At 70.7% G+C, this 10,890-nt stretch carries 11 protein-coding genes and 1 pseudogene; 7 read left to right on the forward strand and 5 right to left on the reverse strand.

Translation table 11 applies throughout. The features are described 5' to 3' along the window. Positions 1-28 precede the first annotated feature (28 nt). The 4 genes from ACT3TD_RS01730 (at position 29) to ACT3TD_RS01745 (ending at position 3,154) form a co-directional block, all read left to right on the forward strand. On the forward strand, positions 29-586 hold the full coding sequence (locus tag ACT3TD_RS01730; protein WP_301443061.1) for an SdpI family protein: 558 nt from the start codon (positions 29-31) through the stop codon (positions 584-586). Positions 587-805: 219 nt separating this feature from the next. Beyond that, on the forward strand, positions 806-1,228 hold the full coding sequence (locus tag ACT3TD_RS01735; protein ID WP_301443062.1) for a hypothetical protein: 423 nt from the start codon (positions 806-808) through the stop codon (positions 1,226-1,228). Between the two features lie 37 nt (positions 1,229-1,265). Continuing rightward, positions 1,266-2,153 (forward strand): ribokinase, encoded by an 888-nt coding sequence (locus ACT3TD_RS01740; RefSeq protein ID WP_301443063.1) that lies wholly within the window; start codon positions 1,266-1,268, stop codon positions 2,151-2,153. A gap of 11 nt (positions 2,154-2,164) precedes the next feature. Further along, the gene (locus tag ACT3TD_RS01745) at positions 2,165-3,154 is read left to right on the forward strand and encodes a bile acid:sodium symporter family protein (RefSeq protein ID WP_441578833.1); all 990 of its coding nucleotides are present in this window, start codon (positions 2,165-2,167) and stop codon (positions 3,152-3,154) included. A 4-nt stretch (positions 3,155-3,158) separates the two neighbouring features. Here the strand turns inward: ACT3TD_RS01745 and ACT3TD_RS01750 are convergent, their stop codons facing one another. Continuing rightward, on the reverse strand, positions 3,159-4,619 hold the full coding sequence (locus ACT3TD_RS01750) for an RNA-binding domain-containing protein (RefSeq protein ID WP_301442282.1): 1,461 nt from the start codon (positions 4,617-4,619) through the stop codon (positions 3,159-3,161). A 10-nt stretch (positions 4,620-4,629) separates the two neighbouring features. Beyond that, positions 4,630-5,193: an NUDIX hydrolase gene (locus ACT3TD_RS01755; RefSeq protein WP_301442281.1), complete on the reverse strand. Its 564-nt coding sequence runs from the start codon at positions 5,191-5,193 to the stop codon at positions 4,630-4,632. A gap of 79 nt (positions 5,194-5,272) precedes the next feature. On the opposite strand from ACT3TD_RS01755, the gene ACT3TD_RS01760 reads away from it, so the two are divergent. Both ACT3TD_RS01760 and ACT3TD_RS01765 read left to right on the forward strand, forming a co-directional pair. After that, positions 5,273-6,268: an iron-siderophore ABC transporter substrate-binding protein gene (locus ACT3TD_RS01760; RefSeq protein ID WP_301442280.1), complete on the forward strand. Its 996-nt coding sequence runs from the start codon at positions 5,273-5,275 to the stop codon at positions 6,266-6,268. Positions 6,269-6,397: 129 nt separating this feature from the next. After that, positions 6,398-7,534 (forward strand): hypothetical protein, encoded by a 1,137-nt coding sequence (locus tag ACT3TD_RS01765; RefSeq protein ID WP_301442279.1) that lies wholly within the window; start codon positions 6,398-6,400, stop codon positions 7,532-7,534. 121 nt (positions 7,535-7,655) lie between these two features. On the opposite strand, the gene ACT3TD_RS01770 is transcribed toward ACT3TD_RS01765, so the two are convergent. From ACT3TD_RS01770 to ACT3TD_RS01780, 3 genes are read right to left on the reverse strand one after another with little or no spacing between them, the layout of a single operon-like run. Continuing rightward, the gene (locus ACT3TD_RS01770; RefSeq protein WP_301442278.1) at positions 7,656-8,000 is read right to left on the reverse strand and encodes a branched-chain amino acid transporter permease; all 345 of its coding nucleotides are present in this window, start codon (positions 7,998-8,000) and stop codon (positions 7,656-7,658) included. Then, the gene (locus ACT3TD_RS01775; protein ID WP_301442277.1) at positions 7,993-8,715 is read right to left on the reverse strand and encodes an AzlC family ABC transporter permease; all 723 of its coding nucleotides are present in this window, start codon (positions 8,713-8,715) and stop codon (positions 7,993-7,995) included. Before ACT3TD_RS01775 ends, ACT3TD_RS01770 begins: the two co-directional genes overlap by 8 nt. After that, the gene (locus tag ACT3TD_RS01780; protein WP_301442285.1) at positions 8,712-10,160 is read right to left on the reverse strand and encodes a CCA tRNA nucleotidyltransferase; all 1,449 of its coding nucleotides are present in this window, start codon (positions 10,158-10,160) and stop codon (positions 8,712-8,714) included. The genes ACT3TD_RS01775 and ACT3TD_RS01780 overlap by 4 nt, the downstream gene beginning before the upstream one ends. Positions 10,161-10,347: 187 nt before the next feature. Between ACT3TD_RS01780 and ACT3TD_RS01785 the strand changes: the two are divergent. Next, positions 10,348-10,845 (forward strand): annotated as a pseudogene (locus ACT3TD_RS01785) (NUDIX hydrolase); the annotation flags it as partial. Positions 10,846-10,890 lie beyond the last annotated feature (45 nt).

A 10,890-nucleotide genomic window follows, 5' to 3' on the forward strand; every position in this document is an offset into this window, starting at 1 on the left:
GTCCAGTCATTGTAATAGACTGGTCACCATGATCGTTCTCTCTGTCCTGCTGTCCGTCCTGGGTGTCGCCGTGCTGGTCACCGGTGTGCTCGCCGTCACCGGGAAACTGCCGGGCAACCGGTGGGTGGGCCTGCGCATCCCGGAGGTGCGCAAGAACCGGGAGATGTGGGACACCGGCCACCGGATCGCCGGCCCCACCTGGGCGGGAGCCGGCGTGGCACTGATCGCCGCGGGCGTGGTCAGCCTGCAGGGCGGCTGGCTGTGGGCCGTCACGGCGCTGCTGGTCGTCGGCGCACTGTTCCTCATCGGTGTGGGCGCGGCACTGGCCGCGCAGACCCTGGCGAAGATCGACCACGCCAAGGCGCAGCAGGCCGAGCAGACGCGTGCTGCGGCGGGCTGCTGCTCCTCAGGCAAGAAGGACAGCGCCGACAGCGCCGACGGTGCCGAGACCTCCGGTGGCTGCGGAGACGGCTGCGGCAATGGGTGCGGCGGCGGATGCGGCGGCCACGACTCCGCGCCGTCCGTCCCGGTCGAGCTGGACCTGGACGCGGCCCGCCGCGCCGTGGCGTCCCGCGACGACAGCTAGCCGAACAGCCCCAGGCGACAAACTCACGCAGCACCCCCCAGGCCGGTCGCACCGACCTGGGGGTTGCTGCGTCACAGGGGACACCAGACCTCTGCACACCCCCGGGGGTACTCCGGAGCTGCCGCTATACGCCCCCCATTCCCATTTGCGAACAAAATATCCTTCCGTCTCGATCCTGCGCCTACTATTCAGAAATCATTCGAGGCAGGAGAATCCACCATGCCCCTTCGTTCACGGTTCGTCGTCGCCACCGCCGTTGCCGCAGCCACCACCCTCGGACTCACCGCATGCGGTGACAGCTCCGACGACTCCGCCGCCCCGGAGACGGTCACCCAGGTCGTCACCCAGACCCCCGAGGAAGCGTCCCCCGCTGTCGAACAGGCCGACGTCCCTGCCGCCACCTCGGAGGCCGCCCCGGTGGAGGACCTGGTCATCCCCGAGGGGCTCGAGGGCATGAATGCCCAGCTCGCCTACGAGCGACTGACCGGCGACGGCTTCACCGGGGTCAACCCCACGTCCGTGGACCCCTCGCGGGCCATGCCGGTCCTGTACAACAACTGGACCGTCACCTCGATCGAGCCCGCACCCGGCACCACGGTCCCGTCGGACTCCACGATCATCCTCAACATGACCAAGGAGTGACACCCTGCCGCGGCCACCACGGTTAGGATCGGTGCCCATGAACAGACTGGGTACAGCATCCGGCACCGTGGTGGTGTGCGGCAGCGTCAACATGGACACCTTCGTCGGTGTCGACAGGTTCCCGTCGGCGGGGGAGACGGTGATCGCCGCGCCGAACGGGCAGGCCCTGGGCGGTAAGGGGGCGAACCAGGCCGTCGCGGTCGCGCGCTACCAGCAGGGGCAGGACGCCCGGGTCGTCCTGCTGGCCACCGTGGGGCAGGACGCCGACGGCGACACCGCCCTCACCGGCCTCGACGACGCCGGGGTGGACGTCTCGGCGGTCGCGCGCACCGGGGAGGCGCCGACGGGCCGGGCGTTCATCATGAACGACCCCGACGGGGAGAACATCATCGTGGTGACCTCGGGCGCCAACGAGCTCACCGACCCTGCGGCGCAGGCCGACGGCTCCGCGGACGTCCTGCTCGCCCAGGGGGAGCTCACCCCGGAGCACTCCGCGGCGCTGCCGGGCCTGGCCGAACGCCTGGGCGCCCGGCTCGTGCTGAACCTCGCACCGGTCACCACCCGCGACCGGGACCTGTTGGCCGCGGCGGACCCGCTGGTCCTCAACGAGTACGAGGCGGAGGCGCTCGGCGACCTCAGCGACCTGGCCCGCTCGGTGGTGGTCACCCTCGGCGCCCGCGGTGCGGTGCTCCACGAGGGCGCGGGACGCACCGAGGTCGCGCCGGTGCCGGCCGGGGACGTGGTGGACACCACCGGTGCGGGCGACGCCTTCTGCGGCACGCTGGCCGCAGCGTTGGCGGAGGGGGAGTCGTTGGCGGACGCCGCGGCGGTCGCCACGGCGGCGGGCAGCCTGGCGGTGCGCTCGCGCGGTGCCGCGGCGTCCTACGCGGGGAGGGACGCCGTGCGCGGGGCGACCGTCCTCTAGACTGTCCCACCATGAGGAACTTCATCAACCGTATCGTGGGATATCGTCCGGACCTGTTGATCGTGCTGATCGTCCTCGGTGTGGTGCTCGCCCTCATCTTCCCGGCGCGCGACGGTTTCGCCGAGGTGATGGACTGGGTCGTGAAGATCGCCATCGGCCTGCTGTTCTTCCTCTACGGTGCACGGCTGTCGACCCGCGAGGCGCTCAACGGGCTGAAGCACTGGCGCCTTCACCTGCTGATCCTGGCGTTCACCTTCGTGGTCTTCCCGCTGATCGGGCTGGCGCTCACCCCGCTGAAGTACGCCATCGGCGACGAGCTCTACCAGGGCATCCTCTTCCTGTGCCTCGTGCCGTCCACGGTGCAGTCCTCGGTGGCGTTCACCTCCATCGCGCGCGGCAACATCCCCGGCGCGATCGTCAGTGCCTCGGCGTCGAACCTCATCGGCGTCTTCGCCACCCCGGTACTGGTCCTTCTGCTGATGAGCGGTGCCGACGGCGGCCTGCACATCGACACCTCCGTGTTCGTCAACATCGCCCTGCAGCTGCTCGCCCCGTTCGTCGCCGGCCAGGTGCTGCGCAACGTGCCCGGGGTGTCGAAGGTCGCCGGCGCGAAGCCGACCAGTTACGTGGACAAGATCTCCATCGGGCTGGTCGTGTACGTGGCGTTCTCCGAGGGGATCGTGATGGGCGTGTGGAGTTCGGTGTCGTGGGTGGCGATCGTGGGCATCTGCGTCGGCTCGGTCGTCGCCGTCTACGGCATGCTCTGGCTGACCTCCTTCACCGCCCGCCACCTCGGCTTCGACTACGGCGACCAGGTGGCCATCCAGTTCTGCGGCACGAAGAAGTCGCTGGCCTCCGGGCTGCCCATCGCCGCGGTGCTGTTCAGCGGGGGAGCGGGGCTGGTGATCGTGCCGCTGATGATCTTCCACCAGGTCCAGCTGATGATCTGCTCCGGGCGCGCGGCGACCTACGCCGCCAAACGCCCCGAGAACACCTGGTAGACCGCTAGACCGTACCTGGCACGAGCGCGGCGACGCGGTCGGAGAACCGCCACTCGTCGCGCCGACGGGCGGTGCGCTGCAGCACGCCGCGCTGCGCCAGCCACGTCATCAGCGAGCGGGCGTCCGGCTCGCTGGCCTGCTGCAGGATCGCCGCGACCTGCAGGTCCACCGTGCCGGCGGACATCAGGTGGCGCAGCACGACCAGCGTCGCGGCGTCCCGGGCGACCCCGCGGCCGTACTCGGCGCGCACCGCGGTGAGCAGGCCGACGAACTCCATGTCGGCCTCCCCGTTGAACAGGGTCACGTCCACCGCGTCGTCCTTGGCGTCCACCACCGGCGGCTCGAAGCCGGACGACAGCATCGCCAGCCACATCCGGTCGAAACCGCGCGAGGACCAGCGTTCCAGCCCCAGCAGCTGCATGGCGTTGAGCAGCGTCGGGTTGCGCGGCTGCGAGGGCCCGGACAGCAGCCGGTCGGCGGCGGTGCCGTCGGGCAGTCCGCCGGGGGAGTGCACGCGGATGAGGTCCGGCGACTGGAAGACCACCACCGGTTCCGGACGCATCCAGTCGCGGTGCACCAGGGCGTTGGTGATCGCCTCGTCGGCGGCCGCGGCGGGCACCGAGGAGTCGTCGTGGGCGCGCACCAGGTCGCGCAGGCCCCCGGCCAGCAGCACCAGGGGCAGGTCCAGCACGGTCTCCGTCGGCGGGTTCGCCGCGTCCGTCGCCCCGGCGCGGTAGAGGTGACGCACCCCGGCCGTCCGGTGGAACAGCAGCTCGGCGGCCACGCTGGGACGCCCGTCGGCGGTGAGCAGGTCCAGTGCGGGAAGCAGGTCCGGGCCGGACGCCCCGTTCGGCAGCGTGCCGGCGCGCTGCGCGGCGGCCAGCAGGGAGCGTCCGGCGTCCAGCGCCTCGGCGTCGAAACGTTCCACGGGCACGCAGGACGCCGCGGACGTGGCGTCCGGGTTGCCGCGGGCGCGGCCCAGCTCCGCCAGCGGCTCGCCGGCCAGCGGCAGGCAGGCGTCCCCCACGCGGTGGCGCACCACCTGGTCCGGGCCGGTGTACACCGCCAGGCCGGCGGGCACCCGGATCACCACGATGCGCGCCCCGTGCGCGTAGGCCGCCCAGGCGTCCACCGTCAGGTGCGGGCGGGTGGCCGCGAAGATCTGGTGCGCGATCTGCGCCGGGTCACGCCCGGTGCCGTTGAAGGCGTCCGGCCCCGGGGTGCGGTCGGCGATGCCGAAGACGATGAAGCCGCGTCCGGCGGAGCCGTTGGCGAAACAGCACGCCGTCTTGACCAGCATGTCCGCGGCCTTGTCGTCCGGACGCCGGGTGGGGGTGTGCGACGGGTCCTCCTTGAAGTCCAGCACGCCGGACTCCAGGTCGTCGGCCACCGCACCGTCCAGGATCCGGTCCAACGCCTCGGCCACGTCCCGTGGCAGTGCGCGCTGACGACCGGCGGGTTCCATGAACGAAAGACTATATCCCGCGCAGGTCCCCGGCGACCGGACGCGACCGCTTGACGTACCCCATCCGCGGCCGGAAGCCCGCCGGATGCTTGAGCTGCGCCACGCAGTCGGCCACCACCAGGCGGAACCGCGGGTCCATCGCCGGCAGCTGCGCCACCGGGAACCAGCCGACCTCCACCGACTCCTCGTCGTTCACCCGCGGCTCGACGGCACTGTCCGCGGTCAGCACACAGCGCACCGTGGTGTCCATGAAACTGCACTCGTCGCCGTTGGGGTAGGTCACCGGCCCCACGGCACCGGTGCCGATCAACGCGTCGACCTCCACGGTCAGCCCCGTCTCCTCGGCGACCTCGCGCACCGCGGCCTCGGCGACCTCCTCGCCGGGGTCGATGATTCCGCACACCGGCGTCCAGCGGCCGTCGTCGGCGCGCCTGACCAGCAGGACGTCCGGCGTCGCGTACGCCGGGGCGTCCTGCGGCACGTCACGCACCACGACGGCGGTCACGCCCGGCAGCCACAGCGGCGCATGGCCGATCCGCTCGCGGAGCTCCACGATAAAAGAGGGGGTACCCATGGGAGAGGAGTCTAATACCCACGCGCTCTCCGTGCTGTTCAAGCTGTTCATGGGGTTGCGCTTACGGTATCTTTACACCATGAGACGCTCACTGCTGCGCATCGCCGCCGCCACCACAGCCCTGGCCACGGGCATCGCCCTGACCGCCTGCTCCTCCGACGACAACGACGGCGACAGCACGGGCGCCACCGCGTCCGACGGGGTCTTCCCGACCTCCGTGGAGACGAAGTTCGGCGAGATCACCGTCGACGAGGCACCGCAGCGTGTGGTCGCCCTGGGCTGGGGCGACGCCGAGATCGCCCTCGACCTCGGCGTCCAGCCCGTCGGCGCCACCGACTGGCTCGGCTTCGGCGACGACGGAGTGAGCCCCTGGAACGACAACTCCTACGACGAGTCGCCCGAGATCCTCGGCACCGACGAGGTCGAGTACGAGAAGATCGCCGCCCTGGACCCCGACCTGATCCTCGACACCCGCTCCGCCGGTGAGCAGGACGTCTACGACCAGCTCTCCGACATCGCCCCCACCGTCTCCGTGCCCGAGGGCGGCGACTCCTTCACCACCTCCTGGGACACCCAGGTCGAGATGATCGCCGCCGCCCTCGGCGTGCAGGACAAGGGCGAGGAGCTCATCGGTTCGGTCAACGACCGCATCACCGAGGCCAAGGACGCCAACCCGGAGTGGGGCGACAAGACCGCCTCCGTGGTCACCAAGTTCGGCGACGGCTGGGGCATCTACCCCGAGGGCGACGCGCGCATGGACCTGCTGGTCGCGCTCGGTTTCACCCAGACCGACGAGGTCGCCGAGATGGCCGACGGCAGCAACTTCTACATCGACGTCTCCGAGGAGAACATCGACCGCGCGGACGCCGACGTGGTCGTCGGCTTCCCGATCGGCTTCACCACCGAGGAGTTCGAGGAGGACAGCACCTGGCAGCGCATCGGTGCCGTGCAGGACGGCCGCGGAATCGTCGCCGACGAGGAGCTGAGCCAGGCCATCTCCGTGGGCACGCCGGACGCGATGATCTGGGCCGTGGGCCAGCTCGAGCCGAAGCTCGCCGAGGCCGCCGCGAAGTAGGCTCCCGCGCTCCCCACACTGCGGAATAGTCGCCCTCCCAGGCAGCGAATCACCCCGATTCGCTACCTGGGAGGGTGATCCTCTTCAATAGGGCGGCGCCGGCGTGGGTGATCGTGTTTGATCGGGGGCATGGGGAATTTCGGGGGACCCGACTGGGACGCGGCTCAACGCGCGCACCGCATCACACCGGGATGGGGACCGCTGTACGCGCGCCGCGTCCTGCCGACACGCAAACCGGAGCTACGGGTGGACGCCCTGGCCCGCGGCGTCCCGCGCTCCGCCGTGGACACCTGGGAGGCACCCGTGCGGTGCGTCGTCCTGCCGCCGGCGCCCGACTACAGCGGGAACATCCGCCTCGGCCCGGGTGGCCACGGCGACGAACACGGCCCGTACCGCTGGGACATCATCACCCGGCTACGCGCATCCTGGCTGATCAGCCCCCACACCGTGGTCGCCGGGTGGGCGGCCGCCGCACTGCACGGACTGCCGTACTGGGCGGACAGCGAACCGGTCGTCCTGCTCTCCTCGCGCACCCGTCGCAACGCCACCGGGCCCTCCACAGCGGTCTTCCGCACCCTGAAGCCCGGCACACCGACCGACCGCGCCGACCCACTGTTCCCGCAGATGAGGGTGCTGGACGCGGCGACCGCCACCGCCCAGTGCCTCGCCACGATCCTCCAGGGAAAGAAGACCTGGCACGTCCCGCACGTGCCCGGCATGGACGGGAAGCACGTGCGCGCGGTGCAGCTCATCGACGCGATGTACCAGTGCAACTTCCTGACCGCGCGCCAGATCCTCGCCGCCGCCCACGGGATCGTGGACCGTCGGGTGCTGACCAGGCTGCTCGCGATGGCGGACGAGGGAGCGCAGTCACCGATGGAGACGGTGCTGCGCCTGATCGTCCGCGACGAACTGCCGGACGATCACCGGTGGACCTCGCAGGTGCGGATCAACCTCGCCGACGGGACGGTCGGCGGGGACGGCGGGAGTTGGCGAGCAGGTGGCGGTGCGCGCTCCACGGTGCCTGACCTGGCGTGCGAGACCCTCGGGGTGGCGTTGTACTACGACGGACGGCACCACGACGAGCTGGCCCAGACCGACACCGACTTCACGCTGTTCCAGAAGCTCAGGGGAGTGGGGTGGGAGGCGGTACGGGTCAACCGCATGCTGCTCGCCGACCTGCCGGAACTGCTGGAGCAGCTACGCGCCGCGGTGCGCCGGGCCTGCGAGGCCCGCGCGCGGGAGATGACGGCGCGGGAGGCGTGAGCGGGGGCTGACCTACTGCTCGCTCCACGACGATGTAGCCCGATCACCCTCCCAGGTAGCGATTCGGGCTCTTTGCCTACCTGGGAGGGCGACTATTTCGCTCCCGAGGGGTGCGCCGGGGTCAGAAGACCAGGTTCACCAGCACCATGTAGACCACCGTGCCGAAGAGGATCGACATCGTGGCCGAGCGTCGCCACAGGTGCAGGACGGCGGTGGCGACCACGGCGATCAGCGCGGCCCACACGCCACCGGGGTTCTCCGTGGAGCCGGCCAGCGTGTACATCACCAGCACCGTCATCACCCCGGCCGGCATGGCGATCCCCAGCCACGCGACCAGCGCAGACTCACGGAAATAGCGCATCGCGGCGAACGGCAGGGCGCGCAGCAGCAGGGTCACCAGCCCCACGGCACCGAGGATGAGCAGGGTGTTGGTCAGGTCCACACCCGCGGGCAGGCCGCTAGACATCGCGACCACCCCGGGCGTCCCGGGCGTCCCGGGCTCCCCGCTGCTCCCACAGGAACCGCGCGACCAGGTACACGAAGTACAGCGACAACCCGACCAGCAGCATCTGCTCCCGGCTCACCACGTAGCCCACGGCACCGGCGACGACGGCCACCACGGGCAGCCACACGTCGCGGCTCACGTCCAGCGCCTCGATCGCCAGCACCACGAACAGGGCGGTCAGCGCGAAGTCGAGCCCGACGAGGTCCAGGGGCAGCGCGGAGCCGACCAGGGCGCCGACCACGCCGAAGACCACCCAGGCGGACTGGCAGAACATCTGCACCGCCATGACCCGCGGCTGCGTCCACACGGACTTCTTCTTCGTCGACAGGATCGCGTAGGTCTCGTCGGTCAGCGCGTAGATGCCGTAGGCCTTCGCCGCCGGGGAGCGCACGGCGTCCACCGGGTAGCTCAGGCCGTAGAACACGTGGCGGAAGTTCACCAGGAAGCCGTAGAGGGCGGCGGACAGCGGGGCGACACCCCCGGTGACCAGGCTGATCGCGAGGAACTCCATGGATCCGGCGTAGAGCACGATGCTGAACACCGGCGTCCACCACCAGGCGAACCCGGTCTGGGTGACCAGCAGTCCGAAGGCGAGGCCCAGGGGGACGAGCCCCAACGCCACCGTCCAACTGTCCTGGATGCCTTTCCTGAACTCCGCCGGGGCGGTGGGGCTCACTGCTGCGCCTCCCACCAGCGGGTCAGCTCGGCGACGGCCTCGTCGCGGTCCATGGGGCCGCGGTCCAGGCGCAGTTCCTTGAGGAACGCCCAGGCCTTGCCGACCTCGGGTCCGGGCCGCAGGCCGAGGACGGTCATGATCTCGTTACCGTCGAGGTCGGGACGCACCGCGTCGAGGTCCTCCTGCTCACGGAGCTCGACGATGCGCGAGTCCAGGTCCTCCACGGCGCGCGCCAGGCGTCCGGCCTTGCGCTTGTTGCGGGTGGTGCAGTCGGCACGCACGATGACCTGCAGCTGGGGGAGCAGGTCACCGGCGTCGGCGACGTAGCGGCGCACGGCGGAGTCCGTCCACGCTCCCTCGCCGTAGCCGTGGAAACGCATGTGCAGGAACACCAGCTGGCCGATGTCCTGGATCTGCCGCTTGGGGTACTTCAGCGCCTTGAGCCGCCGGCGCGCCATGCGCGCACCCACGACCTCGTGGTGGTGGAAGGTCACCGCCCCGGTGTCGGTGAAGTCGCGTGTGTCGGGCTTGCCGATGTCGTGCAGCAGGGCGGCCCAGCGCAGGACGAGACGGTCGTCCTGCGTCGCGTCCTCCATGCGCCCCTCCAGCTCGGTGGCGTTGCGCAGCACCTGCAGGGAGTGGGCGTAGACGTCCTTGTGCTGGCGGTGCTCGTCCTGCGTGAGCTTCAGGGCGGGCAGTTCGGGCAGCACGTGGTCGGCCAGCCCGGTGGCGGACATCATCTCCAGGCCGGTCCACGGTTCGGCGCCGAGCATCAGCTTGTTGAGTTCGGTGGCGACGCGTTCCACGGTGATCCGCTCGATCTGACCCGACATCTCCGTCATCGCCCCGCGCACCCGTTCGGCCACGGTGAAGCCCAGCTGGGAGGCGAAGCGGCAGGCGCGCAGCATGCGCAGCGGGTCGTCGTGGAAGGACTGTTCGGGGGCGGCCGGGGTGTCGAGCACGCCGGCGACGAGGTCGTCGAGCCCGTTGAGCGGGTCGCGCAGGTCGTGGTGTCCGTCGGCGGAGAGTTCCAGGGCGATGGCGTTGCAGCGGAAGTCGCGGCGCACCAGGTCGCCGTCCAGCGTGTCACCGAAGGTGACCTGCGGGTTGCGGGACGCCCCGTCGTAGGAGTCGGCGCGGAAGGTGGTGATCTCCACGACCAGTCCGTGGAACATGGCAGAGACGGTGCCGAACTCGATGCCGGTGTCCCACACGGTCTCGGCGACGTCCTCGAGGATGCCGGTGACCACGTCGGGGCGGGCGTCGGTGGTGAAGTCGAGGTCGAACTCGGCGCCGTCGCCGAGGCGTCCGAGCAGGGCGTCGCGGACGGATCCGCCGACGAGGTAGAGGCTGTGGCCGCGCGCGGCGAAGGCACCGGCGAGCGCGGTGAGCGTCCGGTCCGTCCTGTCGCCGTCCTTCACCGCCGACCACGCGGTGGCGAGCATCGTTGCGGCGTCCTTGTTCTCCTGTGTCACCCCCCGGATTTTACAGTTCCCACAAACCGACCCGCAGGCACTACCCTTGTTCCCCATGAACCAACGGCGTCGCCGCTCCAACGGGAGCCCTTCACGGCCGGACCAGCGCCGGTCTCCGGCACGCTCCGTTCAGCAGCGTGACCACAGTGAACTGCCGACCTCGGTGGAGACCAGCGCCGGCGGGCTGGTCCTGTCGGGTCTGGCGGAGGCGGTGCGCGGCGACGGGTCGGTGGACCTGTCGCGCATGTACGTGGCGCTGATCGGCCGGCTGGACCGTCGTGGGCGGTTGCTGTGGTCGATCCCGAAGGGTCACATCGAGCCGGACGAGTCGCACCACACCACCGCCGAGCGTGAGGTGTGGGAGGAGACCGGTGTCAGCGGCGAGGTGGTCAGCGACCTCGGCACGATCGACTACTGGTTCGTCTCGGAGGGCCGGCGCATCCACAAGACGGTGCACCACCACCTGCTGCGCTACATCGACGGCGACCTCAACGACGAGGACCCGGAGGTCACGGAGGTGGCGTGGCTGCCGGTGAGCAACCTGGTGGAGCGTCTGGCGTACGCCGACGAGCGCAAACTGGCCCGCCAGGCCCATGACCGGCTGCCCGACCTCGCCCGCGCCGAGGCGAAGGCCGGACGGCGTACGCCGCGGTAGCGATGGGGGGTTTCTCGGGAGCGGTCCGGACGCTGGCCTGCGTCG

This window comes from Corynebacterium sp. AOP36-E1-14 (assembly GCF_052377495.1).
Classification (GTDB): Bacteria; Actinomycetota; Actinomycetes; order Mycobacteriales; family Mycobacteriaceae; genus Corynebacterium.

Bases quoted from the DNA above. Each gene is read 5' to 3' on its own strand.
- ACT3TD_RS01750 (WP_301442282.1), bottom strand. From the start codon at position 4,619: ATGGAACCCGCCGGTCGTCAGCGCGCACTGCCACGGGACGTGGCCGAG.
- ACT3TD_RS01770 (WP_301442278.1), bottom strand. From the start codon at position 8,000: ATGTCTAGCGGCCTGCCCGCGGGTGTGGACCTGACCAACACCCTGCTC.
- ACT3TD_RS01740 (WP_301443063.1), top strand. From the start codon at position 1,266: ATGAACAGACTGGGTACAGCATCCGGCACCGTGGTGGTGTGCGGCAGC.
- ACT3TD_RS01760 (WP_301442280.1), top strand. From the start codon at position 5,273: ATGAGACGCTCACTGCTGCGCATCGCCGCCGCCACCACAGCCCTGGCC.
- ACT3TD_RS01780 (WP_301442285.1), bottom strand. From the start codon at position 10,160: ATGCTCGCCACCGCGTGGTCGGCGGTGAAGGACGGCGACAGGACGGAC.
- ACT3TD_RS01735 (WP_301443062.1), top strand. From the start codon at position 806: ATGCCCCTTCGTTCACGGTTCGTCGTCGCCACCGCCGTTGCCGCAGCC.
- ACT3TD_RS01765 (WP_301442279.1), top strand. From the start codon at position 6,398: ATGGGGAATTTCGGGGGACCCGACTGGGACGCGGCTCAACGCGCGCAC.
- ACT3TD_RS01745 (WP_441578833.1), top strand. From the start codon at position 2,165: ATGAGGAACTTCATCAACCGTATCGTGGGATATCGTCCGGACCTGTTG.
- ACT3TD_RS01730 (WP_301443061.1), top strand. From the start codon at position 29: ATGATCGTTCTCTCTGTCCTGCTGTCCGTCCTGGGTGTCGCCGTGCTG.
- ACT3TD_RS01755 (WP_301442281.1), bottom strand. From the start codon at position 5,193: ATGGGTACCCCCTCTTTTATCGTGGAGCTCCGCGAGCGGATCGGCCAT.